This window comes from Mesorhizobium sp. M2A.F.Ca.ET.043.05.1.1 (genome assembly GCF_003952445.1).
Lineage (GTDB): Bacteria > Pseudomonadota > Alphaproteobacteria > Rhizobiales > Rhizobiaceae > Mesorhizobium.
In genome coordinates this window covers 2,712,454-2,739,100 of the sequence record NZ_CP034446.1, presented here as the reverse complement: position 1 = coordinate 2,739,100, position 26,647 = coordinate 2,712,454, and the positions used below count along the sequence as shown (strand labels likewise).

Below are 26,647 nucleotides of genomic sequence, written 5' to 3'. Positions count from 1 at the left end.
TCCTACGCCGCCTGGACGGTGCCTCGGCCGACGAGGCTGATGTCGTCCGGATTGATGAGGTCTGAACTCGTCCAGCCGGAAAGATCATATTCGCTCATGCAGTCCTTCACGATCGATTGCATCGAAGCCAGATCTCCGGTCGCGGCGGCGGCGTTCAGCGTTTCAATTCTCAGGTTCTCATAGTTGCCGGCATAGTTTCGTTCATACAGTTCGTGTCGTCCGCCGAATTCGGTTCCGATGGCGTCCCAAAGCAGTTTCAGCAGCTTGACGCGGTCGAGCGCTGCGTAACCGTTCGAACCGCGCACGAAGCGGTCGAGATAGGGCCGGATCGCCTCGCTCTCGAAATCGGCCGAACTCGACGGCAGGTAGATCAGGCCGCTGGCGACGTGCCGTTCGATAAGCTCCTTGATCCTGGGGTAAGCCACCGGTGCCAGCACGCGGTAAGCAAGCCCGGCATTGAGGTTGGGGAGGTTGTAGCCGTCGGTACCGTCCCATGGAACCGGCGATTTGACCATGGCGTCGCCGAGCGCATGGAATGTGTTGCGCCATGCGATGACTTCGCCGACGCCTGCCTGGACGCCGCGAAAGTCCTTTGATCCCGTCGCCTCGACAGCCATCGAAAACAATCCGGCGATGAAGTCCAGTTTCACCGACAGGCGCGTCAGGCCATGCAGGGTGAAGCGAGGGACGAAGCCGGATGCCGGGAAGAACTGGTTGATCTTGTCGACGTCGCCATAGATGAAGATGTTTTCCCACGGAACCAGAACCTTGTCGAAGACCAGGATCGAGTCGTTCTCGTCCAGACGGCTGGAGAGCGGATAGTCGAAGGGCGATCCGGTTGCCGCCGCGTTGAACTCGTAGGACGATCGGGCGATCAGCTTGATGCCGGGCGAGTCCATGGGCGCGGTGAAGATCAGCGCGAAGGACTTGTCCTTGATCGGGATGCCGTAATGGGCGATGAAGTTGTAGTGGGTCAGCGCCGAGCCGGTCGCCACGACTTTCGCGCCCGACACCACCACCCCCTTGTCCGTTTCCTTGTCCACATGCATGAACACGTCGCGGACTTCCTCGATCGGGCGGTCCCGGTCGATCGGAGGGTTGACGATGGCGTGGTTCCAGTAGTCGAGACGTTCCTGGGTGCGGGCATACCAGTTGCGGGCGTTCCCGGCATAGTCTCCGTAGAAGGCCGAATTGGCGCCGAGCGTGCCAAGGAAAGAAGCCTTGTAGTCGGGCGAACGTCCCATCCAACCGTAGGAAACCTTCTGCAAATCGGCGATCGCATCGCGCGACCTGACCAGATCCTCGGTGGTCTTGGAGCCGAGGAAAAAGGGGTGCGTCAGCTTCCCCGAGCCGGTGTCCGTCAACACGCCGATCTCGTTCTTCTTTTCGTGGAAGCGGTCGTACCAGCGCGCAACCATGCGGGCCGAGTTGCGGAATGCCGGATGTTGGGTGACATTCTTGACGCGCTCGCCATAAATATAGATTTCGCGGCCGTCCTGGATGCTCTCCAGGAATTCGGAACCGGTGTAGGCATCGGTTCCTGGTGCTTGGGTATCAAGCACCGGCTTGGTAGCCAGATTATGCATATCCTGTACTCCTCCATTGGGCCGGACCGGGCATTCGCTAGCCGGTGTCGGGCTTAGAAAAGGGTTCCTCTTCCCTTTCGAGGCCGGAGGCTACGCGCCGATGAAGTGCTAATGATAGGTATCATGCGATACCGGATCGAGTATCGCTGGCGTCGCGACCTAGCATTAGATTTCTTACGTCGCGGGTGCCGAGAGGATGGCGCCCCGGTCGCGAACATGGGAGGAGACCATGGTTCACCCCAGACAAATCGAGACGTCCGTCCATCGTGAGAACGTGCTCAGGCTTCCCGCCAGCGTCCTGACGATCGGGTCGTTCGACGGCGTGCATCGCGGGCATCAGGAACTGATCGGAACGGCGGTCATCGCGGCCCGCACGCTCGGTGTCCCGTCGGTGGTCTACACGTTCGACCCGCCTCCCAAGGCGCTGCTGTGCGGCGTCCGGCCGCTGACGTCGATCGAGGACAAGTTGGCGAGGATCAGCCTGCTGGGACCGGACCACATCATCGTCGCTCGCTTCGACGCGGCGTATCGGGCCCGCACCGCAGGCGACTTCGTCGGCGAGATCGGCGCACTGACGCCGCGGGTCATCTGGGTCGGAGCAGACTTCCGGTTCGGTTCCTGCAAGAGCGGCGATCCGCTGCTCCTCGCTCGCTACTTCGACACCCGCATCCTTCCGGCCGTGCGTTGCCAGGCCGGAGAGATCGTGTCGAGCTCGCGTATCCGCGCCCTGATGGCCGCGGGACGCTCCGTCGAGGCCGAGATACTCGAAGGCTGGTCCGGCCGGTCATACGCGCCTGCTGTTCTTGCAAGCGGGGGTTCACATGTCACCGCTTGAGCAACGGACGTTCCGCGATGCATGCGGGCTTTTCGCCACGGGGGTCAACGTCATCACCACCCATTGGGATGGACACGACCACGGGATGACCGCCAATGCATTCATGTCGATCTCGCTCGACCCGCCGCTGATTGCGATCTCGATCGCCGAGAAGGCGCGCATGCTTGGAAAAATACAGGCCTCGGGCCGATTTGCTGTCAGTGTTCTGGCGTCCGGCAAGGACAAGATCGCCTGGCATTTTGCAGGCAAGCCCAATCCCGAGCTTCACGGCCTCTTCGATTCGCTCGACGGGCTGCCGGTCGTCCGCGGCGCGCTCGCCACCTTTTCGGCGGAAGTTCGCGACGAGATCCTTGCCGGCGATCACACGATCTTCGTCGGCCACGTCCGGGCGCTCAACTGGGACAGCAATGCCGATCCGCTGCTGTTCTTCAAAGGCAAGTTCGGCGCGCTCGAAGACACCCGCAAGGCCCCTGCAGGCATGCTGCAGATCGAAACTGAACTCATGTGGTGACGCCAAAAAGAAACCCACGCTGCCATTCAAGGAGGAAAATATGCGCAATGTGACCCAGCAAAACATCTCGGACGTTGTGATCGCAGCCTTGTCTTCGGATATCCCGGCGCGCAATCGCCAGATTCTTGAGAATCTGATCCGGCACATCCATGCCTTTTGCATCGAAACCAAGGTGACGCATGCCGAACTGATCCAGGCCTGCCAGTTCCTGGTTCGCGCCGGCCACATCTCGGATGACGCCCGCAACGAATTCATCCTGCTTTCCGACATCCTCGGAATAGAGGTCCTCGTCGACATGCTCGACCACACCATCACGGACGGCGAAAGCGAGTCGACTGTGCTTGGGCCATTCTATCGCGAGAATCCGCCGGTGCTGCCGAAAGGCGCCTCGATCGTCCAGAAGAGCTTCGAAGGCTGTCAGAGCGTGCGCGTCAGCGGCACAATCAGCGACACGTCGGGGCGGCCCATTCCGGGCGTCATCATCGATGTGTGGGAAGACGCGCCGAACGGTCTCTACGAACAGCAGGATCCGGAGCAGCCCGATTATAATTTGCGGGGCCGTTTCCTCACCGATGAAGAGGGCCGGTACGAATTCGTCGGTATCCGCCCGGCGCCATATCCAATTCCCTACGATGGGGCGGCCGGCGAGTTGCTGAACTATATGGGCCACCATCCGTGGCGGCCGGGGCATATCCACTTCATGATCCAGAAGGACGGTTACCAAAGCCTGGTCTCGCAAATCTACGACGCCGACACGAAGTACCTCGACAACGATGCGGTCTTCGCCGTCAAGGAAAGCCTGATCGGCAAGTTGCACAAAGCGCCTGCCGGCTCGGACACGGACCTGGTCATGGAATTCGACTTCAAGCTCAAGCCGAGGGCTGCCGAAATCGCCGTCGCGGCCGAATAACAGTCAGCAATCGACCCGCCTGGTGCTTGCCCAGGCGGGTTCTTCCGAGGGCAGTCGGTATGTCGATCAACGTCACCGAGAACATTCCACCGCGCGCCGCTCCCATCGAGCTTGGGCGCGACACGCGGATCAGATCGATTGTCGCGACCATCATCGAGGCGCCGACAGTCCGTCGCCACAAGCTTTCGAATACCGAGATAGCGCACCAAGGGTTCGTCCTCGTACGCGTCCAGCTTGAAAACGGCGTTACCGGGATTGGCGAGGCCTCCACGCTGGGAGGACCGCGCTGGGCTGAAGAAAGCGTGGAATCCATCTGGGCCGCCATTGCGAACTACCTCGAACCTGCGCTCGTTGGTCAGAACGCCATGCTGTTCGAAGCCAATGCCGTGCGCATGGCCAAGGCCGCAACGCGCAATTTCGCGGCAAAAGCAGCGGTGGAATCGGCGCTGTTCGACGCCGTCGGCCATACGCTCGGCCTGCCCGTCAGTGCCTTGCTTGGCGGACAGGTCAGAGATCGCATGGGTGTCATCTGGGCGCTTGCTTCGGGCGACGCCGGGCAGGAACTCGAGGAGGCGAGGGAAAAGCTCCGCCTGCGCCACCACAAGGATTTCAAGATCAAGCTCGGCTTCAACTCGCCGGAGGCCGACATCGTGCGCTTGCAACATCTTCGTGCCGGCCTGGGTGACGACGTGAAGCTGATCGTCGATGTCAATCAGGCTTGGACCGAGGCGCTTTGCATCCGGCTTTTTCCTGCGCTTGAGGAACTCAATGTCGCGCTGATCGAGCAACCCGTTCAAGCAAGCCAACGCGAAGCGATGGCGCGCGTCGCGGCCCGCACGCGCATTCCGCTTCTCATCGACGAGGCTGCGTTCACCAATTCGGAGCTGGCCAGCGTGGCGATGCAGGCCTGCGGCAGCGTCTATTCGCTGAAGCTGGTCAAAAGCGGCGGCCTCCTGGAACTCAAGCGTGCCGCCGGCATCGCCCAGTCGTTCGGAATCGAGCTCTACGGCGGTTGCCTGCTGGAGAGCAGCATCGGCGCCGCGGCCCACATGGCCGTCTTCTCGACACTCCCTCGCCTCGAATGGGGGAGCGAACATTTCGGCCCGCGAATACTGGTCGAGGATCTCGTCGCTACGCCGCTGGTGTTCGAGGAGTTCGAAATACGCGTGCCGGCCGGGCCGGGGCTCGGTGTGACGCTGGACGAGGACAAGGTGCGCATCATGGCGCGTAACATGTGAGACCGACCATGCCGCGCGTTCGAAACTTACGCCAGCGACTCGACGACATGGCGGCCGCCCTCGAGCGGAGACCTCATTTGCTGCGGCTTGGCCGCCTCTTCAACGAAACCATTCTGATCGAGGTCGACCAGGACGAATTCTACCTGACCTTCGAGAAGGGAAGGGTTGTCGAGATCAAGGAAGGTCCGAGCAAGAAGCTTCCTTGGCGGTTTGCGCTGCGAGCGAAGGGCGATGCATTGCGCGAATTCTGGCAACCTCTGCCTAAGCCGGGTTTCCATGACATTTTCGGCCTGGTGAAATACGGAAACGGCAGCATCGACGGCGATATCCTGACGCTGGTCAAGAACTTGCGATATTTCAAGGAATTCATGGCGTTGGGACGCAAGGAGGGTTTCCCATGAAATCTTCGATCGAGCCGATCGTCGGCCGCTATGTCAATGTGACGGTGGGAAATACTCGGCAGCGCATCTACTTCGAGGAAGCCGGCCAGGGCCGTCCGGTCGTGTGCCTTCACACCGCGGGCGCCGATACGCGGCAGTGGCGGTCCGTCCTAAACGACCAGGCATTTACCAGGTCCTACCGGGTCATCGCCTTCGACATGCCATGGCACGGAAAGTCGCTGCCGCCGGAGGGGTTCGAGACCGAGGAATATCTGCTCTCGACCGAGACCTACATGGAGACGGTGCTGGCATTCTGCCGTGCGGCAGGGCTGGAAAAACCTTTGCTGGCCGGATGTTCGATGGGTGGGAGGATTGCGCTGCAACTGGCAGCCCTCCATCCTGAATCCTTTTCGGGTTTCATCGCGATCGAGGCGTCCGATTTCCAGCCGGCATGGTATGACATCGACTGGTTTCACCGCCCCGATGCGCATGGCGGCGAAATGGGCGCCGCTTTGGTCTCGGCCAACATCGCGCCGCAGGCGCCCGACGCAGAGCGCTGGACCACACTGTGGATGTTCATGCAGTCCGGGCCAGGCGTTTTTCGGGGAGACCTCAGCTTTTACACGTCCGATGACAGCCTCGTGGGCCGGCTCGGGTCCATCGACACGCGGCGCACGCCCGTCCATATCATGTGCGGCGAGTACGACATGACCTGCACCCCTGAAGACGCGCAACGCACGGCAGCCGCGATCAAGGGTTCCACTCTTGCGATCATGAAGGATCTTGGTCATTTTCCGATGAGCGAGAACCCCACTGCCTTCAGGGCCTATTTCAAGGAGGCACTGGAAAGGGTCACTCGGGTGCCTGCGCGGCTGATGGATGCCTGACAAACGGCCATGGACTTCAAACGGCTGAGCTATTTCCTGGCAGTGGCCGAAGAACTTCATTTCGGGCGCGCCTCGGCGCGGCTCGGAATTGCTCAGCCTCCATTAAGCCGACAGATCGCCCAGTTCGAACGGGAGATCGGTGCGGTCCTGTTCGACCGCAGCCGCAGCCAGATTCGGCTCACCCAGGCAGGCGAATTGCTGCTGGAGCGGGCAAGGGAAATCCTCGAACGCGTCGACCAGACGGAACGCGAGGTGATGCGGATCGGGCAGGGCGTCGCGGGACGCCTGCGGATCGCGTTCGTCGGAACGGCAACCTTCGGTGTTCTGCCCAACATCATCAGGGCTTTCCGGGCCGCGCATCCGGATATCGAACTGGCGCTTTCGGCCATGAACAATGCCGAGTTGCGACGAGCCCTGATTCAGCGGGAAATCGACATTGCGGTGGCGCGCCCGTCGATCGAAGACGCGGAGGTCAAAGCCGAAACGCTCATGAAGGAACCGCTCGTGCTGGCGCTTCCTGACAGCTATGCCAATCGTGAGCAACCATTCCATCTCGCAGATTTCAAGAATGCTACTTTCGTCCTCTTTCCGCGGCGCCCACGGCCAAGTTACGCGGACTATGTGCTCGACGTATGCAAGGTCGACGGCTTTGTTCCTGCCTTGCAGGTCATGGCCCAGGACTATCTTACAGCGATGAGCTTGGTTTCGGTTGGCGTCGGCATCTCGGTCGTGCCAGCATCGGTCAGTGAAAATCAGCGGCCCGGCATTGTCTATCGGAAATACGAAGGTCACAATCCGGGAACCGAGCTTTCACTCAACTATCGACGAGACAACCGCTCGCCGCATTTGTTCGGCTTTCTTGAATTGGCTCGGAAAATAGCGCGGGCTTCGCATTCGGATCCGCCGGTCTGAATACGTCGCCTCGGTAATGCGATGATTGCGGACATGGCCGAAGCGGAATCAAGGCGTTGTCTATCGATGAATTGACACCAGATGGCGGCTCAACCGGTCCTCAGCGCCAACACCAGACAGTCCGCAGTCGGCTCCAAATCTGACATTGTGCTATCGGAGGTTTGAAATCTAAGACGCGCCCGACCCCGCGCTGGGGCACCGGCTCGGGCGATGCGGAGCTACGGTCATCTGCCATTCGGCTATGGTCATTTGGGTTTGTTCCGGGCAAAAAAATTCGGGAAACTTGCGCGCGTAAAAACCTCGGGCAGGCGCCGGTCTAGGCGGGCGGCGCCCGTGACTTTCCGCCCGCCCCCCGAGTGTTGCGCCACTTCCACTCGCGGCGCTGCTCGATCGCATGGGCATGCCGGCATGGTCGAGAACAGAAGACTATCGGCCGTCCCTTCGAGCGCGACCTGCAGGTCGCGAACGGCTTGCCCCAATGCCTGCAAGGCTCGGGCGGACTGCAAACAATTCGCTCGGTGCGGGTCAAAAATGGTTCGTTTTCGCCGGTTTCGCGGACATTGCGGTCAGACAAGCAATTGATTTTGTTTGCATTATTGTCTGACACTGCTATCCAATTGGAGGTTGGAAGGTCCTGAAATTCGGCCGCGCTGGAAAAAAATCTCCGAATGAGGGGGACGCGGGTCCCGGCCGACGGTTCCTGGCGACTTTCTCCCTCCCCCCTCTCGCGCACGCGCTCTCTCTCAATTCGTTTTGAAGGGGTCGTTCTAAAGGGGTCGTTCTTAGCTGCCGGTTCTGGGCGGGCAGGGGGTGCCGGCTCTAGGTGGGCAGGGGGTGCCGATAGACCGGCAGGGGGTGCCGGTATATCGGCAGGGTGCTCCGCGTCCTCGAATATGACATGATAAAGGTGCGCGCCATCGCGGCCATTGTCTGCTTCCTGCACGTAGCATTCGACGTACCCGGCCCAGACCAGACGATTTATTGCGCGAAAGATCGTCGACCGTGAGCAACCAATCTCCTTAGCCATTTTGACCTGGCTACGCGAACACCAGCCGGCGCGGTCGACGTGGCGGCCGAGTAGACACAAAATTCGAAGGTCACTTCCCTTCAGCGAACTGTCCGTTGCCGCGCGAAACGGAATGATCGAAAGCCGGGCTTTTGTTATCTGCCGGTTGGGAAAGCGCGAAAATTCACTAGCGTTTTCAATGGCGGGTTTTTCGTGGTTGGGAAAACTAACGTCTTGCTTTTGTTTGGACATGGCACGCCTGCCGGGATCGCCAATCTATTCAACGGGTTACGAGATCTGCCTGACTCCGGATCTAAACCTCAGCCAGCAACTCTACCACGAACTCCACGAACGCCCGCACCTTGGCGGTGCGGTATTGTCGCGAGGGGTAGATCGCGTGGAGCGGGAAGAGCTCGTCGGACCAGTCCGGAAACAGGTCGATCAGCCGGCCGTCGCGCACCTGCTCGCGCGTGGCGAACTCCAGCACCTGCGCGATGCCGGCGCCGGACAGGCAGGCGTTGAGCATGGTCGGTGCGTCGGAGGTCATTAGCCTGGTCTGGACGCTGACTGGCAGCGCCTCGTTGCCGCGGCGAAATTCCCACTCATAGGCGCGGTTATGCGCGGCGTCCCAGAAATCGATGGCGTCGTGGTCGGGCAGGTCGGCAGGGTGCCGCGGACGGCCCCGGCGCTCGATATAGGCGGGCGCCGCGACGGTGAGTATGCGCGTCTCGAACAGTTTGCGCGCGGTGAATGAGCCGGCCGGCGGATCGCCGAAGCGCAACGCAAGATCGAATCCGTCCGCCACCAGGTCGCCCACCGCATCGCGCATGATGAGCTCGAGGCGAAGCTCCGGATAGAGCGCCAGGAACCGGCCGGCGTGCCCGGCCAGCACCAGTTGCGAGAAGAACGGGTCGACATTGACGCGCAGCCTGCCGCGAACCACCGAGGTGGCGCCGGTGGCCTCGACCGCAGCCTCCTCGATGCCCTCGAGGTGAGGGCCGACCCGCTCGTGGAAGCGCCGCCCTTCGTCCGTCAAGTGCATGGTGCGGGTCGTGCGGTCGAGCAGCCGCACCCCGATGCGGGCTTCCAGCCGCTGGATGGCGCGTCCGACGCCCGAGGCGGTCATGCCGAGAGAGTCCGCTGCCCGCGCCATCGAACCGGCTTCGACCACCGCCATCAGCACCGTCACGCCGGACAGCAATCTTCCATCATAGGGCATTCGCCATTCCCAACCTGGAGTCCGGATTATGATGACATATCGGCGCTGGGATCAGCAAGCCAAGGGTGTGAAAAGACCGGCCAGAGACCGCCGGCTAGTCGTGGCCGCCGGCCGTGATCCCGTTCAACCACCACAAACGAAGGAAAGATCATGTTCGCAGTTACCGCCATTACCGGCCGCGTCGGCGGGGTTCTTGCCGAAACGCTGCTGGCATCAAGCCACAAAGTTCGGGCCGTGGTCCGCGACGAAGCCAAGGGCGCGCCGTGGCTGGCCAAAGGCTGCGAGGTCGCCGTCGCCGACCTCGGCGATCCCGGGCCTCTGGCCGCGGCACTTTCGGGCGTCGAGGGCGCGTTCATCCTGTTGCCGCCGGTCTATGATTCCGAACCCGATTTCCCGGACTTGCTGCCGAAGATCGCCGTCGTCCGCGAGGCGCTGCACAGGGCGCTGCCGCCCAAGGTTGTCGTGCTGTCGACGATCGGCGCGGACGCCACGCAGCCCAATCTGCTCAATGTGTTGCGCCTGCTGGAAGAGGCGCTCGCCGATCTGCCCGTGGCCGTGACATTCCTGCGCGCCGCCTGGTTTATGGAAAATGCCCAGTGGGACCTCGCCTCGGCGCGCGATCAGGGCGTGATCGACAGCTACCTCCAGCCGCTCGATCGGCCGGTCGCGATGATCTCGGCCGCCGATGTCGGCAGAACCGCCGCGGAACTCTTGCTCGAGGATTGGAGCGGCCACCGGGTGATCGAACTGGAAGCGCAACACAGGGTGTCGCCGAACCAAATCGCCGCCGCCTTTGCCAAGGCGCTCGGCCGCGAGGTCGAGGCACGCACCGTCCCGCGCGAGCGCTGGGAGACGATCTTCCGCGAGCAGGGCATGCGCCATCCCGAAATGCGCATGCGCATGCTCGACGGCTTCAACGAAGGCTGGATCGACTTTCGCGATCCGGATGCGCAAAGGCTCAAGGGCAGCATTGGGATAGACAAGGCGATTGCGAAGCTCGTCGGCGCGCCCAGGCGGTAAGCGGACTCCGCGGAATCGGCTTTGACGCGGATGGGTAACGCGCAACGCTTAGAAGTCTTGCACCACCCTGCCGCTGGTGCCGCCAAGATATTTATCCCAGACATAGTCGCGGATCAGTTTTCGATGGTCCGTAGTTCTGCGGTGATAACTGGGACGGTCGGGGTAGGATACGCCGGCGACATGGAAGAATGCTTCCTCGATGATCTCGTGGCGCCCGACCGCCCCCGCCATCGTCATCAGGGTTTCCCGAGCGACGGCAATGGCAACGTCGCTTGCCCTGTCCAGATTCGTGTAAAGGACGTTCCAGTTTGCGCCGCCAGTATCAAGCCCCATGTTCAAGCGTGGTTCGAAGTTCAGCTTGCACCCCACCGTGGCGGAGAAGCGATAGAAGCAGAAGCCTGCCCATAAATTCCAATGCCGATCGGTCGGCTTCGGCTTGTGGATATGATTTTGACCTGGAAGGAACAGCTTGCCGTACACAGCCTTGCCTTCCATCCTGGATGGGATGTCAAATGGCACGACCGGGAAACAGTCATGATCAATGAAGCCGAAGAGCTCGGGCTCCAGATGCCGTATGATGTTGTGATAAGCCCAGGTTATCGCGGTTCCGTGCGATCTCGACAGATGTTTTTCCACCCGCATCGGAAGCGCCAAATAAGGCACGCCTCTCACCTTGCAGATGTTTTCTATTGCTTCTCTCGATGCCTGATCGGTCGAATTGTCGACGACTGCCAGGGTCATTCCCGGCGGATGCATTTCCCAGGCCTTGGCCAGTGCGTCTATGACCCAGGGCGTATTGAACGCCACCGTGAAGCAGACACGCGACGTATCAATTGCCTTGAGATGATCTGCAAAAGCACGTCCAGCAGCTCGGCCACGATATTCGAAGGCCTTGTATACCAAGCCATTTCTGACTTCCTTCGCCGCGATGACTGCCGGCGATCTGGTTATGATATCGACAATCTTCAGACCCATCTGGCGTGCATAGCTTGAGGCCAGTACAAAGGGAAGTCCGCGTTCAATCCCCCTCGGCTCGATATGGGATAGACATCTAAGGCGCCGCGACGGACCGAATGTCTCTCCGGCCACCTCAGGCGATGGTCGTGCCTTGATCAGCGAGGTTTTTGTCTGCGGTAGTCCTCACACCAGCTTAAAACGACCACCTATCCCGCTGCTGCCACAGGTCCATGGGAGTTCGCCACAAGCGATACCAGCCGGCCCTCTTTACCTGATCGGCTATCGGAGAGTCGCCATACATGTCGAAGAACTTCAGCACGCGAGGGCTGGCGAAAGCCTTTTTGCCACGTGTGTTGTAGTCGCTGACCGGAAGGCGATGTCGGCTGAGAGACAGGCCATTTCGAGACAGTGCGACACCGATGCAAAACTGCTCGGGTGCGTCTGTATTGGTCAATTCACGTACGGCCAGCATCGCAGAATAAGCCTCGGTTAACGACCCGACATTGGCTCGGTGAATGCCAAGGATTCCGCTTTGCCACATCGGTTCGTGGCCTGTCAGGGTGTAGTCTCCGATCTTGACGCCTTTGCCCGTGAGAACCGGGTAAAGCCGATGCTCGCCCTCGCACTTCCGCATGAAGGAACGGGTCGGCGAAATCTGTCGGAACCCTCTGGATGGATTGACATAAGGATAGTGGTCGGAGTCCATGAAGATCAGACGGTCCGCCCGCTGCAGGATCTCGATCAGGCACGCGGCCTTGATGCCGAAATGATAGCGCCGGCCGAAAGACATCTGCTCCTTCTGGTCGGCGGTGATGGCCATCGTTTCGACCGGGTATCGGCGAAAAAGCTCGGGCCTGTCGGTTGCGATAATTATTTTGGCGCCAGGGCAATTGTGCAAAAGCTTAAGCGCGCTGAGCAGCGCGCCGAAGTGATAAACCTCGTTATCGCCATAGGCGATATAGCCGAAAACGTCGTTCATTCGATCGAAAGGGGAGAAGTGTCCGGGATCCTTCCCCTATCAACACACGCATTCGCGATCCACCCAAAAGTTCCTCCCATGCCGCCTGTCCGAAGTTCCTGGTTGATGGCCCGGCCGATCCGGGGCTATGTCGGCGGGAGCGTCGGAGAGGTAACTGGATGTCAGCGTTTTCCAAGTGGCTGAGGGGCGCGCGTTCCAAGTTGCCGGAGCATGTGACGGTTGGCCGCCACACTTACGGCGTGACATGGCGAAAGGTCCTGTTTCCCTCAAGGGAGGCCCCGCTGCGGGTCGGGGCCTTCTGCTCGGTTGCCGGCCGGGTGCTTTTCATTTGCTCCGGCCAGCATCCGACCGCGAGCGCTACCACGTTTCCGATTTACAGCCGGCTGCTGAAGCAGCCGGAGCCGATCGCGGAAGACAGCAAGCCGGCTGGCATCACCGTGGGCAATGACGTCTGGATCGGCAATGGCGCCATGATTTTGCCGGGCGTCGAGATCGGCGACGGCGCTGTCGTCGGGGCAGGGGCGGTGGTCACGAAGAACGTGCCGCCTTACGCGATTGTCGGCGGGTCGCCGGCAAGGCTGATCAGATATCGCTTTTCGCAGGACGTCATCTCAAAGCTGCTCGCCATCCAATGGTGGCGTTGGGACGATGACAAGGTCAAACGCGAGGCGGGTCTGCTTACCGGCCCGATCGAGACTTTTATCGAGAGGCATTCTGTGGCAGGCACCGCAACGAAATGACGGGCGGCGGTTAGCGGAACGATGAAGTCGTGTTTCTTCCTGGCGACGGATGCCGGCTACTTCCCATATGCCTGCCTGACGGCGCGCCGGATACTGGATGTCTCCACCCCGATCGACGGCTTTCTGCTCTACACCGGCGCGAGCCAGGCGGATCTTGAAGTCGCCCGGCATCTGCTGGAAGGCAAGGTCGAGCTGGTCGATGTCGCCGACTTCATGGCGAATTTCGGGTTTCGCTTCGGAACCTACAGCATTGCCGCTTACACTCGGCTTTTCGCCGACCGGCTTGCGGTTTTCGAGCCTTATGACCGCATCGCATACACGGACTGCGACGTTCTCTTCAACCGGGACATCAATGACCTTGCCAGGCAGCGGCTGCGCGCCCCGCTGCTCGCCGCTCACGACGACTACATGTATTTCCGGCCCTCTTACCGGCAGAAGCTCAAGCTGGCGCCAGGCGCGCCATATTTCAATTCGGGCGTCGTCGTCTTCGATATGAACGCTGTCCGGGAGAATGCGCTGCTGGAGCGCACGCGAAAGACCGCTATTGACGGAAGCATGAACGACCAAAATGCCCTGAACGTCGTCTTCGAGGGCAAATGGCAGACGATGCATCCAAACTGGAACCTGCAGTCGCTCGGAGAATTGCGCTTCTCGCAAGCCTGGGCCAGGCATTTCGCCGGCGGCAAGCCGTGGGGCAATCAGGTCGGGGTCGAGTTGGAAGCGCTGCGCATCTGGCGGGATCTGGCAAGGGACACGCCCTGGGGCAGGCCTTTCGAGCAGCGCATACCCTTCGAACGCGGCGTGGTGAAGCGCTTCCTCCGGCGCTTCGACGCGGTTGCCGGCCTGTTCGGCAAGGACGTGCAGCGCCGCAGGGCCAGATATGACGGCAGCAGGATGCACGCGATCTATGCCAGGCAGGCGAATGAAGGCGCGATGGCCGTGCAGTTTCCGGAAGTGCTTGGGGGTTTCGCCTGAAAAGGCCGTCGTCTGCCTGCTGGCTCGATCGGACATGCGCTGTGGATAGTAACCTGGCGTTTACCATGCTCCGGCGCTTGCGTTGCGGCCTGGCGCCCGACTCGCCGAAATGGAAAGGCCTGAACCCGTCAGGCAGCCCCTAAGCCCAGCGGCCGGCGTTTTCATGTACCCCACGGGATGCGTGCTTGAACGCGTTCCGCAGTATGCGCCGGCCGTAACTTCCCTTGTCTGGAAAGGAAAACCCGCCGCAGCAATGGGAATCCGCGACGGGCTTGGCGACGCCCCAACGGGACGCCATGGGAAATCGAGGCTACGCCAGTAGTCCGGCGATCTTCGCCGCCTTGCGCAGCGTCTTGCGGGCTTCCACCGGGCTGCGCAGGCCGTCAAGCGCGTCGCGGCAGACGCGGCTCGCCGAGCGCCAGGCGCCGTCGCGCGCCTGCCCCGGCCAACGCAGGTCGAGGCATTCCATCGCCTCGAAGCAGCTCGATACCTTGCGCTGGCCGTTTGGCTGGAAATCGATCACGACCGGTTCGGAAAACCAGACATCGTTCATCACTTTCTCCGTTGTTATGATCGTCTTTTGGGCTAGCAATCAGCGCCGGATGGCGCCGATGCAGGCCGAGGGCGATTGCCGACCCGCGCGTTAACCAACCATCCCGCATTAGGTTCCGAAGAATTTCGAGGCGACGATGGGCAGCGTCGGGATGGTCTCCTCAGCGATTCCGGAGGGCTGAAAATCGTGTGACCAAAGTCACTGCAGCGCCCTCGCAGGCTGCGCTAATGAATCCGCCAGGCTGATGAAACCATGCCCTACTCGACCAGCACATGCGCTTCGCGCGCGGCGACGACGAAGGCCTCCCTGGCGGCATCGGCCGTGACGTCGCCGCGGATCGCGCGGCGGCAGGCCCGCAGCGCCTCGCCATGCAGCGCACTGCCGGCATCGCGCCATTGGCCGGTCAGCAGCTCGGCGGCTTGTTCGGCGTTGGAGATGTGGCGGATCGACCCGGAAAGGCCGACGGCGACTTCAACCGGCTTGGAGAACCATCCCTGGATCATCGCGAAACCTCCCGAACATGTCGGAACACGATATTCTGCCGTTGCGTTCCGTGCCGGAACGTCAACTCACCGTGAAGCCGCCTCGCGTGGGCGGACCACGTTGCTCATCTTCCAAGCGGCCTGCGCGAAAGCTCGATCAACTCCGCCTCGTCGGTGATGCCGGCCATGTAATTGGCCAGAATGCGCGAGGCGCGTGCTTCCTTCTGCTCGGTGGTCTCGCCCTCGATGCTGCCATTCTCATAGACACGGCCAAGCATGGCCGTCTCGTCGGGAGTGAATGTGTTGCGGGCATTGGACGCGATGGACATGGCTTCCTCCTTGAGCCGGGCTCCTTTTTTGCCCGGCTAATATTAGCATGTTCCAAGGTTGAGCGTGAGTCGCTGCAAGGTTCCTTGCCATGCGCTTCGGCTGACGCCGCTCTTGCCTGAGGCTGGCCGCTGTTTTGCCGGCCTCGTTATATTCTTGCCGAACGAGCGCTGCGCTGATACGTATTAGCAGCGCGGAATTTTTCCGAGTCTGCATTGACTTGAGCCCGAAAAAGCGCCGCGCGTTCTGTCCGAGACCAGCAACCTCGACGTGGTGGCAACCGGGTTACGAAGGGGTTCTGGTCGAAAAGAAGCAAGGCAGGTCCCGCGTCCAAACCGGGGCAGGCTCATCAACGCTCTGGAATTCTGAAGCCATTGCCCCCATGGCCTTCGGAAGAGCATGAACCATGGGGAAATCGATGGTTACCAAGAAACTTACCGCCAACGCAGAAAGCGCGGCAGCCTTTCTTGCGGTGATGGGCAACGAAAAGCGTTTGCTCATCATGAACTACCTCGCCGAGGGCGAACTCTCTGTCGGCGTGCTCGCCGACAAGGTCGAACTCAGCCAATCAGCGCTGTCGCAACACCTGGCCAAACTGCGCAGGTTTGGCCTTGTAGAAACCCGCCGTGATCGTCAAATGGTCTATTATTCCTGCAAGTCTTCGGCAGCGCGCGAACTTCTGGCGTTGCTCGATGGCCTGCTGGCCACTGACAAGCCGCTTGCCGGACCGGCAAGGCAGGCCTTCGTCGAGAGGATGCGGCGGCCGCAGGCCGCCTGAACGGACTGCTCCGCACGGGCGAGGCCGGGGGGCCTTCGCCCGGTGCGGCGCCTTGATGGCGCAGACTGCTATGAAGCGGGCCGCGTCGCGACGCCGCCCGGTTCCCCTGCGTTTCCAAGCCGCTCCGCCGTCCCGCCGGTTGGACAGACGGTTCATCACGTTTCTTTGAAAAGCGCTGTCTCGATGTCGGATGTTCTCGGCAAGCCGCTGATAGAACAGGCTTTTCCTGGCCGGTTGGGCACGCAGACCGACCGGAGATTACGGATTTGTAAGTCGCTCGGCTGAGCCCTGTTGGCTAGATTTCGAGTCGATCCACACCCCCGGATCACGACGGTGCCGAGCTTCCACTTCGGCTCCGTAAAGAGGCTCGCCGCTCCTGGCGGGCCTCTTTTTCCGTGAACGCAACCGCTCTACGGCGACGCCTTCTGTCTGGTGATCACGCTCCTCACCGCCAGCACCAGCACCGTGATGACGATCAGGATCACCGAAAGCGCCGCGATCGCCGGATCGATGTTGTCGCGCAGGCCCATCCACATCAGGCGAGGCAGCGTGATCGCATTCACCGATGTGATGAACAGCGTCACGCCGATCTCTTCCCAGGAGAGCACGAAGGAGAGCAGCGCCGCGGTGACGATGCCGAACTTGATGTTGGGCATGATGACGCGCGTCGCGCGTTCCCACACGCCGGCGCCAAGGCCGCGCGCGGCAAGATCGATGCGCCGGTCGAGCTGGCTGAGCGACACCAGGATGAGCACCGTGGCGAATGGCACCGTCATCACCGAATGCGCCATGGCGACACCGAGCCATGTGTCATAGCCGAAGAACGAGGTGAGGCCGGAGACCGAGGTGAGCAGGAAATAGAGCGTCACCGCCGAGACCACTGGCGGCACCACCATGGGCAGCAGCACGAAGCCGACAAGGGCCGCGGTGAAGCGCGGCTGGAACATCCAGATGCCGAGGCTGAAGGTGAGGGCAAGCACCGTGGAGAGCGCGCTGCTCACCACGCCGATCCGGATCGACAGCAGGATGGACTCCAGCCAGCGCGGATCCTCGATCAGTGAGCGGTAGTGGCGCAGCGACAGCTCACCCGTCGGCATGGTGAGCATGCGGCTCGGCGTCAGCGACACCGGGATGACGGCAAGCAGCGGCATCAAAAGGAATAGCGCCACCAGCACGGCAAGCGCCAGCGAGACGGGGCCGGGACGATAGGTCGGCATCTTGGCTACACCAGTTGCTTCGGTTTGACGTAGCGGAAAAGCAGCGCCATCAGCGTGCCGACGAACACCACCAGCACGACGCTGATCGCCGCGCCCAGCCCCCAGTCCGGGCTCTGGAAGATGCGCAGATAGATCAGCTCCGCGATCATCACGCTGCGGCCGCCGCCGAGGATTGCCGGCGTGACGAAGAAGCCCAGCGAGAACACGAAGGTCATCATGGCCGAGCCGATGATGCCGGAGCGCGTCATCGGCACGAACACGGTCCAGAAGGTGCGCATGCGGCTGGAGCCCAGCCCGCGCGCCGCGAGCAGCACGCGCTCGTCCAGGCTGCGCATGGCGGACGCCAGCGGGAACACCGCGAAGGGGATCAAAAAATGCGACATGCCGACGATGACGCCGAATTCGTTGCGCACCAGGGTCAGCGGCTCGGAGATGAAGCCGATCGATTGCAGCCAGGTGTTGATCAGGCCGCGATTGGAGAGCAGCGCCACCCAGCCGAAGGCGCGGGTGAGTACGGAAATCCAAAATGGCACCAGGATGCAGAATTCGGCCAGCACGCGCTGCACGGGTGAGCCGCGCACCCACACCACGGTGATGGCGTAGGCGGCGGTGACCGACACGAGTGTGACGATCGCCGCGATGCGCAGCGTGCGGATGAACACCGCCTGCACCAAATCGTCAGTGAGCAAAGCGTGGTACTGGCCGAGGCCGGGCGTGGGAAGCGTAAAACTCCACTTCACCACGCCGAGGAACGGCCAGGCATAGGCAAGGACCAGGAACAGGAGCAGCGGCGCCATCAGCAGCGCCGCGCCCATCCTGTCGGAGAGGGTGCCTCTCATCAGTGAGAAAGTCTCCGCCCTGATCAGGCGGAGATGATCTTGGTGTATTCGTCGAGCGCGGCGCCGTAGTTCTTGGCGTACCATTCCATGTCGAGCGCGATCTGCTTCTTCATGTTGTCCGGATCGACCGGGTTGATGCGCTTCTTGTCAGCCGGGATCAGCGCGTCGGCCGCCGGATTGGCCGGGCCCTGTCCGAGCTTGTCGAACATCACCAGTTCCTTCTGCGGATCCTGGGTGCTGGCGATGAACTTCATCGCCGCGTCCTTGCCGCCGGGGTTGTTCTTGAGCACCGCCAGCGCGCCGGGCGAAATCAGGCCCTGGTCCCAGATGAACTTGATCTGGCCGCCCGAGTCCTGCTCGATCAGCGAGGCGCGGGTCGACCACACGATCGCCATCGAGGCCTCGCCGTTGAGCAGCACGCTCTGGCTCTCGGCGCCGCCGCCCCAATAGGAGACGACGTTTTCCTTGAAGGCGGCGATCTTGTCATGCGCGCGCTTCAGATCGAGCGGATAGAGCGAGGCAGGCGCGACGCCGTCGGCGAGAAGTGCTGCTTCCCAGCTCGACACGCCCCATTTGTAGAGCGAGCGCTTGCCTGGGAATTTCTTGACGTCGAAGAAGTCGGCCATGCCGGTCGGCGCGTTGGAGCCGAACTTCTGCGAGTCGTAGGCGATCACATAGGAGAAGAAATAGGTGGAGGCCGCATATTCCCAGCCGAAGCCCGGCCGCATCTTGCTCTTGTCGACGATCTTGTAGTCGATCGGCTCGAGCATGCCCTGGCCGCCCAGCGTGATCGCCGAGAACGGGTCGACGTCGACCAGGTCCCAGGTCGGCGCGCCGCTCTTGAACTGCGCGGCGATGGCGCCTTCGGTCGGGCCCGAGCCGTCCATCTTGACCGGAATGCCGGTGTCCTTGGTGAAGGCCTGGCCATAGGCGGCGTCGTAAGCGGTGATGGCGTCGCCGCCCCAGTTCACCAGCACCAGCCCTTTGGTCTCGGCGAAGGCGCCGGTCGAGCGCAATAGCATCGGCGTGCCGGCGAGCACGAGGCCGGCAAGCTGCGCGAACTGCCGGCGCGAGATCTCGCCGCGCTTGGTCCGCTCGGCGAGGGATTCGATCGTCTGTTTCTTTGTATCGCTCATGTCAGTTCCCCTTGTTTGTCGTTGATTTGAACCGGAAGCCGCTGCGGTGATGTGTCTGGCCGCGACGGCGGTGCTTAATGTCCTCCATCCGGAAGGAGGAAACCCTTCTCCGCTGGCCATGTAAGCCAGACCGAATTGCCTTTGCTGAGCGCCGCCGCAGCCACTTCGTTCGGCACCGAAACGGTGACCCTGGCGCCCTGGCGCGTGGTGAGGTCTAGCTTGGTCGCGGCGCCCAGATATGTCGAGGCGACGGCCGTCGCGGCGATGCCGTTCTCATTGACTGACGCTTCCGGCGCGATCGACATGTCCTCGGGGCGGATGGCGAGGATGGCGTCGCCTTTGATCGCCTCCGCCTTGCAGCGCATGTTGACCGCGCGGTCCTCGCAGAGTCCGGTGGCGCCATTGTCGGCGGGGCGCACGCCCTTCACCGGCAGCATGTTGATCTCGCCCAGGAACTCGGCGACGAAGCGGTTCGCCGGCCGGTCGTAGACCTCGTCCGGCCTGCCCACCTGCAAGAGCTTGCCGTGGTTGAAGATGGCGACCCGCGACGACAGCGCCAGCGCTTCGCTCTGGTCGTGGGTGACGAAGACGAAGGTCGTGCCGGTCTCCTGGTGCAGCCGCTTCATCTCGGCCTGCATCTGGCCGCGCAGGCTCTTGTCCAGCGCCGAGAACGGCTCGTCGAGAAGCAGCACCCCCGGTTCGAACACCAGCGCGCGGGCCAGCGCCACGCGCTGCTGCTGGCCGCCGGAAAGCTGCGCCGGCAATTTCTTCTCGTGGCCTTTCAGCCCGACGCGCTCGACCATCTCGCCGACACGGCTCTTGATTTCCGAGGCGGATTTCTTGCGCACCTTGAGCGGGAAGGCGATGTTCTGTTCCACGCTCATATGCGGGAACAACGCATAGCCCTGGAACACCATGCCGGCGGCGCGCTGCTCCGCCGGGCGGTTGGTGATGTCGACACCGTCGCTGAAAAGCTTGCCCTCGCTCGGCTGCACGAAGCCGGCCAGGATCATCAGGAAAGTGGTCTTGCCGGAGCCGGAAGGGCCGAGCAGGGTGAGAAACTCGCCGCGGCCGATATCGAGCGACAGGTTGTCGAGCGCCCGGAACGAGCCGAAGCTCTTGCCGATCCCGTTCGCTTTGATTTCTGCGGCCCGGCCGGGTTGCTGCATCCTGGCTCTTTCCTCAGTTCCCAATGAAATCGTAGGCATGGCTGCGGCTCACCGCAACCGAATAGTTTTCGCCTGATCGGCAAATTTGATTCACGGGTGCGTGCACTGATGGCGGCGCGATCACAAACGTTTGTGATTGGTAGTAGCGCCCACGCACTTCGTCATTCTAGGGCGGAGCAAGGAGCGAAGCGACGCGCGCAGACCCTAGAATCCATTCCGTGACCTCTGGGAGCTGCAACGGTGCAGAATTCTGATAGGCCATGCCCTTCGCGATCGTCACGGCATGGATCCTCGGGTCAAGCCCGAGGATGACGACCGGAGAGGGCGGCAGCACTCAATCTAATCCCTGCTCTCCGACAGCTTCGCCCTCAACCAGTCGCCGAAGGCGTTGAGCACCGGGTGCCCCGCCTTGGCGTGCTCGAAGACGAGGAAATAGGAGCGCGGCGAGGGGACGGTCGCCTCGAAAGGCTTGACCAGCCGGCCTTCGCTCAGCGCCTGGCGGCCGGTCAGCTCGTCGCCCAGCGCAATGCCCTGGCCGGCGATCGCCGCCGAGAAGACGAGGTTCATGTCGGAAAAGAAGATGCCGCCTTCGGTATCGGGATTTTCCACCTTGGACAGCGCCAGCCAGCGCGCCCAGTCCTCGGTGTCGCTGAGATGGAGCAGGCTGGCGCGCAGCACATCGGCGGGTTTGGAAAAGCCGCCCACCTTGTTGAGCAGCCTTGGACTGCAGAGCGGCGTGAAGGAGACTTCGCAGAGCAGTTCCACCGCCCGGTTCGGCCAGTTGCCGACGCCGAAGGCGATGAAGGCATCGGCGTCCGGATTGCTGACATCGTCGAGTCGCCGCGGCGTCAGCACCGACAGCGCCACATCCGGATACATTTGCTGGAACTCGCCGATATGGGTGCACAGGAACATCGAGGCAAAGCCCGGCGGGCAGGAGATGGCGAAGGAGCCGCCGACGCCGGCGCCGCTGTTCTGCGTTCCCGCGTCACCGAGCACGGTCAGCGCCTTCCTGACGTCGGCCGCGTAGCGCTGGCCGCGCGGCGTCAGCGCCACGCCCTTTCCGATGCGCTGCAAGAGATCAAAGCCGAGGTCGCGTTCGAGCAGCCGAAGCTGATGCGAGACGGCGCTACGGGTAAGGTGAAGCTCGTCGGCGGCGCGCCATACGCTGCCGTGGCGGGCAAAACTGTCGAGGGCGCGCAGCGCCTGCGTGGACGGTATTCGCAAGAGGCCTCAGGTGAACCGAATTTGCACGAGCCGGGAAAACATATCACTTTTTGACGAGCCGCTTCACTGCTTTTCTTGGACCATGGACAAACCGGTGACGACTTCGGCGCAAGAAACCGCGCTCGCCTGCATCGACGGCATCCAGCCGCTGCTGTCGGCCTGGACGCGCACCATTTTCGATTTCGGCGAGACCGCCTGGCGCGAGTACCAGTCGGCGGCCTGGTATGTCGAGCGGCTGAAGCGCGAGGGCTTTTCGGTCGAGGAAGGCTCCGGCGGCATGCCGACGGCGTTCTGCGCCCACTGGACGAATGGCGACGGCCCGGTGATCGGCATGTATGGCGAGTATGACGCCGTGCCCGGCAACTGCCAGGACGCCGCGACGGTGAAGGAGCCGCGAGAAGGCTTGGGATTTCAGGCCGGCGGCCATACCGACCCGCATTCGGGCCTCGGCATCGGCAGCCTTGGCGGGCTTCTGGCCACCAAGGCGGCGATGCTGGAGCATGGCATCAAGGGCACGCTGCGTTTCACCGGCGAGCCGGCGGAGAAGGTGAGGGGCTCGAAGCCGATCCATGCGGCAAAAGGCTATTATGACGGCCTTGCCGGCATGATCTCCTTCCATCCCTTCTACATGCTGCCGCTCTGCAACACCGCACGCTGGGACACGCATTGTGGCGCCGCCTATTCGATGATCTACCGCTTCGTCTGCGACGAACCCGAGAACTGGGGCCGCGCGGCAAGCGACGCAGCACCCATCCCGCAAGCGCATTCGGCGGTCAGGGCGCCGGGCGCCAATGACGCGCTGATGATGATGTACATGGCCTCCAAGGCGCTGCGCGATTCCATGCTCACCCATCAGGGCGGCTGGTCGATCAGCGAGGCGATCCTGACGGCAGGGCAGGCGACCGCCGACAATCTGCCGGCCAGCCTGGCCGAGATCCAGTACATGATCCGCGTGCCGACCATCGCCATGGCCGAGCAGGTGACCGCGGTGCTCGACCGTAACGCCGAAGCCGCTGCCAGGATGAGCGGCTGCCGCTACGAGCGCCACTGGGTGTCGAAGTCGCGGCCGGGGCTCGCCAACCACGCCATGGCCGAGATCACCTATCAGGCGCTGTCCACCGTAGGCGCGCCGCGCTGGGACGAGGCGGCGCGGGCGATCGCCCGCGAGGTCCAGGTCAATGCCGGCGGCGAGGCGACCGAAAATCCGTTCATCGACGAGCTGGAACAGCTGATCGCGCCGCGGGAGGCCGAGGCGATCCTGCGCCGCGATCTGCCGCCGTCGCAAGTGAATTCCACTTCCGACGACTACACCGATATGAGCTGGCACGCGCCGACGTCGCGTTTCTATGTCGCCCGCCCGGCGCTGCGCGCGGCCAAGGGCCATGTCTACCCGTCCTGGGCGATGAACGCGCTGGGCGGCATCCCCGCCACCATCGATCCGATGGTCACCTGCGCCGCCAAGACGGTCGCGCTGACGGCACTGCGCCTGCTGGAGGACAAGGCCGCGCGCGATGCCGCTATGGACGAGTTCGTCAAGCGAACCGGCGGCGGCATCGGCGGCTCGAACTGGATCGCGCCGCTTTGCGACTATGAACCGCCGATCAACTTCCGCTGGCCGGAATATGTCACCACGCCGCGCGGGCGCGACTGGTGGATCCCGGCCACTTCCACCGCATGACCGATCAACAGAACAGTCCAGAGGAGAACCCCATGACCGTCCATGACCGCATCGTCGCCGAGCCGTTCTCGCTGCAGCGCCGCAACCCCAATGGCGGCACCAAGCCGCTGACCGCCTGGGGCTTCGCCAACGAGACCGACGTCCTGACCGACGTGCTGCTCGGCTCGCCCAATTTCCTGCGCCACCTGTCGACCAGCTCGCTGTCCAGGAAACATCTGCGCGAGGCGCCCTGCAACATCCAGATCGCGCAGGCGCAGCACAAGGACCTCGTCGCCGCCTACGAGCATTTCGGCGTCAATATCCACTGGCACGAGCCGACGCCGGAACTGCCGATGCAGGTCTATTCGCGCGACTCCAGCGTCATGACGCCCTACGGCGCCTTCATCACCGCCATGGCCAACTGGTGGCGGCGCGGCGAGAACTACGCCGCCATCCGCACCTATGAGAAGCTCGGCATCCCGATCTACGACATGGTGACGGCCGGCACCTTCGAAGGCGGCGACTTCAACGTCATCGAGGACGGCGTTGTGCTGATCGGCTGCGGCGGCGCCCGCACCCAGGAAGAAGGCGCCCGCCAGGTGAAGGAATGGTTCGATAAGGAAGGTTGGGAGACGCGTCTCGCCTTCATCGACGAATATTATGTCCATATCGACCTGATGGTGGTGCCGATCGCCGAAAAGCTCACCGCCGTCTGCCTCGCCTGCACCGAACCCGGCATCGTCGACTGGCTGAAGGGCAAGGGCCACGAGATCATCGACGTGCCCTTCCAGGACACGATGGCGCTCGGCTGCAACTTCATGTCGCTCGGCAAGGACAGGGTGATCGCGCCGACCTCCAGCAAGACCTTGATCGGCCAGTTGAAGGCGCGCGGCTTCGAGGTCGCGGCCGTCGACATGAGCGAGATCTCCAAGACCGGCGGCGGCATCCACTGCATGGCGCAGGCGCTGAAGCGCGTGCCGGCGTAGCGGGCTTTCAAGGTCCGAAACCACCAAGGGGATGCTTACCCCCTGGCTGTCGGCCAGGGGGGCTTTTGTTGGCCCGGCCTGTCAGGAGACTTCGCCATATCCGTTCCGATCGACCCGGCCCTGCGCTAGGCTCCCTCCAGCCGAAACAGGATTGCCGCAAAGATGATCGTCCAGGCTTGCATCAATGGCGCCCGTACCGCCGACTTCCATCCCGCATTGCCGCTCGATCCTGTGGCGGTGGCGCGCGACGCTGCGGCCTCGGTCGCTGCGGGCGCGGCCGAGCTGCATGTCCATGCGCGTGGCGCCGACGGCCAGGAGAGCCTTGCGCCGGAGGCGATGGACAGGACGGTCGCAGCGCTCCGCCGAGCCTGTCCGGGCACGTTGATCGGCGTCTCCACCGGCGCCTGGATCGAGAAGGACGATCTTCGCACGCTAGCGGCCATCGCCGGGTGGAATGAACTGCCCGACTACGCGTCGGTCAATCTCAGCGAGGCGGCGGCGCCTGAGGTGATGGAGGCCCTGCGCCAGCGCGGCATCGGAATCGAGGCGGGGCTGGCCTCGATCGGCGACGCGCTCAGGCTTGCCAGTCTCGACCATGGCCGGCGGGTGCTGCGCATGCTGATCGAGATTTCGGAACAGGCGCTGGACGAAGCCTTCGCCGTCGCCAACGGCATCGAAAAGGTGCTGCAGCGCGAGGGTATCCACCGCTCGATCCTGCTGCATGGCGAGAACGCGACCGTGTGGCCTTTTGTTCAGCGGGCGGCGCTGCGGAAATTCTCGACGCGGGTCGGGCTGGAGGACGGAAAGGAGTTGCCGGATGGGAGTGTCGCGGACGGCAATGCGGCGCTGGTTGCGGCGGCGGTGGGGATTTATCGCGGAGCGTGACCCGGTTCCTCGCCCCCGCCAAAGGCGGGGGAGAGGTGTCCGCGAAGCGGACGGAGAGGGGGCCTTCGTAGGGCGCTCCCCCCTCTCCGTCTCGGCTTCGCCGAGCCACCTCTCCCCCGCCTTTGGCGGGGGCGAGGAAAGCGCTACTGCGTATCCGCCTTGGCCCTCAACTCCGCCCGCTTCTCATCCGACACCACGGCGAGGTCCAGCACTTTCTGCAGGCCCGCCGCGTGGCGGAAGGTCGGCTCGATCTGCACGCCGCTCTTCACCGCTTCGACGAAGCGCTGGTAGTTGGTCGGCACGGTGCCTGCGTCGAGCTCTTCCCATTTGGCGTTCTCGACATCGCCGCCGATACAAGCCCTCAGCATCGAGCCGTCGAGATTGTGCACCACCTCGACGGCGCCCTTGTCGCCATGGATGCGCAGGCGCAATTCGTTGATATGGCCGGTGGCCCAGCGGCTGGCATGCACCACGCCGAAGGCGCCATTGGAAAAATCGAGCGTCATGGCGAAGCTGTCATTGGCGTCGAGCTGGTATTCGCCGATGCGGTTGCCCGGCGCCTTGTCGAAGGCGCGCAGCCGGCAGAAGACATGGTCGATGTCGAGCGCGGCGCCATAGCTGGCGAAATCGAGGATATGGATGCCGACATCGCCGAGCACGCCGTTCGAGCCGTGGCCGCGCGACAGCCGCCACAGCCATTTCGGATCCGTGCGCCAGTCGCCCCAGAATTTCGACACCAGCCAGCTCTGCAGATAGGATGCCTCGACATGGCGCACCGTTCCGATCTCGCCGGCCTGGACCATCAGGCGCGCCTTCTGCAGCGCGGCCACGTTGCGATAGGTGAGGTTGACCATGTTGACGATGCCGGCGGCCTCCGCCGCATTGGCCATCTCGTTGGCCTCGCCGAAATTCTCGGCCAGCGGCTTCTCGCACAGCACCGGCTTGCCGGCGGCGACCAACGCCATGGTGGTCGGGTAGTGGATGCGGTCGGGCGTGACATTGGCGACCGCGTCGAAGTCGCCCCAGTCGAGCGCCGCCTCAAGCGAGGTGAAGCGCTTCGGGATCTTGTAGGCGTCGGCATACTCGCCGACGCGAGCCGCATCGACGTCAACCGCGCCGACGATGTCGACACCCTCGATGGCGCCGAAGCGGCGGGCATGTTCCTGCGCCATCCAGCCGGTTCCTAGTATCAAAAGCCGCATTTCCTGCTCCTCCGAGCGATTTGGTTCGATTCAA

General features: G+C 62.7%; 28 protein-coding genes. 14 read left to right on the top strand and 14 right to left on the bottom strand.

The features are described from left to right. Window positions 1-2 precede the first annotated feature (2 nt). Window positions 3-1,586, bottom strand: a complete 1,584-nt coding sequence (locus tag EJ069_RS13555; protein WP_126061718.1) for a 4-hydroxyphenylacetate 3-hydroxylase N-terminal domain-containing protein — start codon at window positions 1,584-1,586, stop codon at window positions 3-5. A 229-nt stretch (window positions 1,587-1,815) separates the two neighbouring features. Between EJ069_RS13555 and EJ069_RS13550 the strand changes: the two genes are divergently transcribed. The 7 genes from EJ069_RS13550 to EJ069_RS13520 all read left to right on the top strand — a co-directional run bounded on the left by EJ069_RS13550 (window position 1,816) and on the right by EJ069_RS13520 (window position 7,259). Beyond that, window positions 1,816-2,421, top strand: coding sequence for an FAD synthetase family protein (locus tag EJ069_RS13550; protein ID WP_189476359.1), 606 nt, complete (start codon window positions 1,816-1,818; stop codon window positions 2,419-2,421). Continuing rightward, window positions 2,408-2,932 carry a flavin reductase family protein gene (locus tag EJ069_RS13545; RefSeq protein ID WP_126061716.1) on the top strand — a complete coding sequence of 175 codons (525 nt, stop codon included), beginning with the start codon at window positions 2,408-2,410 and terminating at the stop codon, window positions 2,930-2,932. The genes EJ069_RS13550 and EJ069_RS13545 overlap by 14 nt, the downstream gene beginning before the upstream one ends. Window positions 2,933-2,972: 40 nt before the next feature. Next, window positions 2,973-3,842, top strand: coding sequence for a dioxygenase (locus EJ069_RS13540; protein WP_126061715.1), 870 nt, complete (start codon window positions 2,973-2,975; stop codon window positions 3,840-3,842). A gap of 59 nt (window positions 3,843-3,901) precedes the next feature. Next, window positions 3,902-5,080: a muconate/chloromuconate family cycloisomerase gene (locus EJ069_RS13535; protein ID WP_126061714.1), complete on the top strand. Its 1,179-nt coding sequence runs from the start codon at window positions 3,902-3,904 to the stop codon at window positions 5,078-5,080. Between the two features lie 77 nt (window positions 5,081-5,157). Beyond that, window positions 5,158-5,481: a hypothetical protein gene (locus EJ069_RS13530; RefSeq protein ID WP_245456546.1), complete on the top strand. Its 324-nt coding sequence runs from the start codon at window positions 5,158-5,160 to the stop codon at window positions 5,479-5,481. Then, window positions 5,478-6,347, top strand: coding sequence for an alpha/beta hydrolase (locus EJ069_RS13525; RefSeq protein ID WP_126061712.1), 870 nt, complete (start codon window positions 5,478-5,480; stop codon window positions 6,345-6,347). Before EJ069_RS13530 ends, EJ069_RS13525 begins: the two co-directional genes overlap by 4 nt. A gap of 9 nt (window positions 6,348-6,356) precedes the next feature. After that, window positions 6,357-7,259 carry a LysR family transcriptional regulator gene (locus EJ069_RS13520; protein ID WP_126061711.1) on the top strand — a complete coding sequence of 301 codons (903 nt, stop codon included), beginning with the start codon at window positions 6,357-6,359 and terminating at the stop codon, window positions 7,257-7,259. Window positions 7,260-7,575: 316 nt separating this feature from the next. Here EJ069_RS13520 and EJ069_RS13515 read toward each other — a convergent pair whose 3' ends face one another. Then, window positions 7,576-8,517: a helix-turn-helix domain-containing protein gene (locus tag EJ069_RS13515; protein ID WP_126061710.1), complete on the bottom strand. Its 942-nt coding sequence runs from the start codon at window positions 8,515-8,517 to the stop codon at window positions 7,576-7,578. A gap of 61 nt (window positions 8,518-8,578) precedes the next feature. After that, a complete protein-coding gene (locus EJ069_RS13510; RefSeq protein WP_126061709.1) occupies window positions 8,579-9,484 on the bottom strand; it encodes a LysR family transcriptional regulator in 906 nt (301 codons plus the stop codon). 150 nt (window positions 9,485-9,634) lie between these two features. Between EJ069_RS13510 and EJ069_RS13505 the strand changes: the two genes are divergently transcribed. Continuing rightward, window positions 9,635-10,504 carry an NmrA family NAD(P)-binding protein gene (locus tag EJ069_RS13505; protein ID WP_126061708.1) on the top strand — a complete coding sequence of 290 codons (870 nt, stop codon included), beginning with the start codon at window positions 9,635-9,637 and terminating at the stop codon, window positions 10,502-10,504. A 48-nt stretch (window positions 10,505-10,552) separates the two neighbouring features. Here EJ069_RS13505 and EJ069_RS13500 read toward each other — a convergent pair whose 3' ends face one another. Beyond that, window positions 10,553-11,479, bottom strand: coding sequence for a hypothetical protein (locus EJ069_RS13500; protein WP_126061707.1), 927 nt, complete (start codon window positions 11,477-11,479; stop codon window positions 10,553-10,555). Window positions 11,480-11,654: 175 nt separating this feature from the next. Beyond that, window positions 11,655-12,440 carry a hypothetical protein gene (locus EJ069_RS13495; RefSeq protein WP_126061706.1) on the bottom strand — a complete coding sequence of 262 codons (786 nt, stop codon included), beginning with the start codon at window positions 12,438-12,440 and terminating at the stop codon, window positions 11,655-11,657. Window positions 12,441-12,598: 158 nt separating this feature from the next. Here EJ069_RS13495 and EJ069_RS33755 point away from each other — a divergent pair, with 158 nt between their 5' ends. Together EJ069_RS33755 and EJ069_RS13485 are read left to right on the top strand one after the other, a co-directional pair. After that, a complete protein-coding gene (locus EJ069_RS33755) occupies window positions 12,599-13,180 on the top strand; it encodes a CatB-related O-acetyltransferase (protein WP_126061705.1) in 582 nt (193 codons plus the stop codon). A gap of 21 nt (window positions 13,181-13,201) precedes the next feature. After that, window positions 13,202-14,155 carry a glycosyltransferase gene (locus EJ069_RS13485; RefSeq protein ID WP_126061704.1) on the top strand — a complete coding sequence of 318 codons (954 nt, stop codon included), beginning with the start codon at window positions 13,202-13,204 and terminating at the stop codon, window positions 14,153-14,155. Window positions 14,156-14,465: 310 nt separating this feature from the next. Here the strand turns inward: EJ069_RS13485 and EJ069_RS13480 are convergent, their stop codons facing one another. The 3 genes from EJ069_RS13480 to EJ069_RS13470 form a co-directional block, all read right to left on the bottom strand. After that, window positions 14,466-14,708 (bottom strand): DUF982 domain-containing protein, encoded by a 243-nt coding sequence (locus EJ069_RS13480; RefSeq protein ID WP_042638153.1) that lies wholly within the window; start codon window positions 14,706-14,708, stop codon window positions 14,466-14,468. A 257-nt stretch (window positions 14,709-14,965) separates the two neighbouring features. Next, window positions 14,966-15,211 carry a DUF982 domain-containing protein gene (locus EJ069_RS13475; protein WP_126061703.1) on the bottom strand — a complete coding sequence of 82 codons (246 nt, stop codon included), beginning with the start codon at window positions 15,209-15,211 and terminating at the stop codon, window positions 14,966-14,968. 104 nt (window positions 15,212-15,315) lie between these two features. Next, window positions 15,316-15,519 carry a hypothetical protein gene (locus EJ069_RS13470; RefSeq protein WP_126061702.1) on the bottom strand — a complete coding sequence of 68 codons (204 nt, stop codon included), beginning with the start codon at window positions 15,517-15,519 and terminating at the stop codon, window positions 15,316-15,318. A gap of 416 nt (window positions 15,520-15,935) precedes the next feature. On the opposite strand from EJ069_RS13470, the gene EJ069_RS13465 reads away from it, so the two are divergent. After that, a complete protein-coding gene (locus tag EJ069_RS13465) occupies window positions 15,936-16,295 on the top strand; it encodes a metalloregulator ArsR/SmtB family transcription factor (protein ID WP_042638109.1) in 360 nt (119 codons plus the stop codon). Window positions 16,296-16,705: 410 nt separating this feature from the next. Here the strand turns inward: EJ069_RS13465 and EJ069_RS13460 are convergent, their stop codons facing one another. The 5 genes from EJ069_RS13460 to EJ069_RS13440 all read right to left on the bottom strand — a co-directional run bounded on the left by EJ069_RS13460 (window position 16,706) and on the right by EJ069_RS13440 (window position 21,883). Then, complete coding sequence (locus EJ069_RS13460) at window positions 16,706-17,512, bottom strand: ABC transporter permease (protein ID WP_126061701.1); 807 nt, start codon at window positions 17,510-17,512, stop codon at window positions 16,706-16,708. 5 nt (window positions 17,513-17,517) lie between these two features. Then, window positions 17,518-18,351, bottom strand: coding sequence for an ABC transporter permease (locus EJ069_RS13455; RefSeq protein WP_126061700.1), 834 nt, complete (start codon window positions 18,349-18,351; stop codon window positions 17,518-17,520). 23 nt (window positions 18,352-18,374) lie between these two features. Then, complete coding sequence (locus tag EJ069_RS13450) at window positions 18,375-19,487, bottom strand: ABC transporter substrate-binding protein (protein WP_126061699.1); 1,113 nt, start codon at window positions 19,485-19,487, stop codon at window positions 18,375-18,377. A gap of 74 nt (window positions 19,488-19,561) precedes the next feature. Further along, window positions 19,562-20,656 (bottom strand): ABC transporter ATP-binding protein, encoded by a 1,095-nt coding sequence (locus EJ069_RS13445; RefSeq protein WP_126061698.1) that lies wholly within the window; start codon window positions 20,654-20,656, stop codon window positions 19,562-19,564. A gap of 339 nt (window positions 20,657-20,995) precedes the next feature. Continuing rightward, complete coding sequence (locus EJ069_RS13440; protein WP_126061697.1) at window positions 20,996-21,883, bottom strand: LysR substrate-binding domain-containing protein; 888 nt, start codon at window positions 21,881-21,883, stop codon at window positions 20,996-20,998. Between the two features lie 82 nt (window positions 21,884-21,965). Between EJ069_RS13440 and EJ069_RS13435 the strand changes: the two genes are divergently transcribed. From EJ069_RS13435 to EJ069_RS13425, 3 genes are all read left to right on the top strand, one after another. Further along, window positions 21,966-23,561 (top strand): amidohydrolase, encoded by a 1,596-nt coding sequence (locus tag EJ069_RS13435; RefSeq protein WP_189476356.1) that lies wholly within the window; start codon window positions 21,966-21,968, stop codon window positions 23,559-23,561. A 32-nt stretch (window positions 23,562-23,593) separates the two neighbouring features. After that, on the top strand, window positions 23,594-24,526 hold the full coding sequence (locus EJ069_RS13430; protein WP_126061695.1) for a dimethylarginine dimethylaminohydrolase family protein: 933 nt from the start codon (window positions 23,594-23,596) through the stop codon (window positions 24,524-24,526). 162 nt (window positions 24,527-24,688) lie between these two features. After that, a complete protein-coding gene (locus tag EJ069_RS13425; RefSeq protein WP_126061694.1) occupies window positions 24,689-25,411 on the top strand; it encodes a 3-keto-5-aminohexanoate cleavage protein in 723 nt (240 codons plus the stop codon). A gap of 143 nt (window positions 25,412-25,554) precedes the next feature. On the opposite strand, the gene EJ069_RS13420 is transcribed toward EJ069_RS13425, so the two are convergent. Further along, the gene (locus EJ069_RS13420; protein WP_126061693.1) at window positions 25,555-26,613 is read right to left on the bottom strand and encodes a Gfo/Idh/MocA family oxidoreductase; all 1,059 of its coding nucleotides are present in this window, start codon (window positions 26,611-26,613) and stop codon (window positions 25,555-25,557) included. Between the last annotated feature and the right edge of the window lie 34 nt (window positions 26,614-26,647).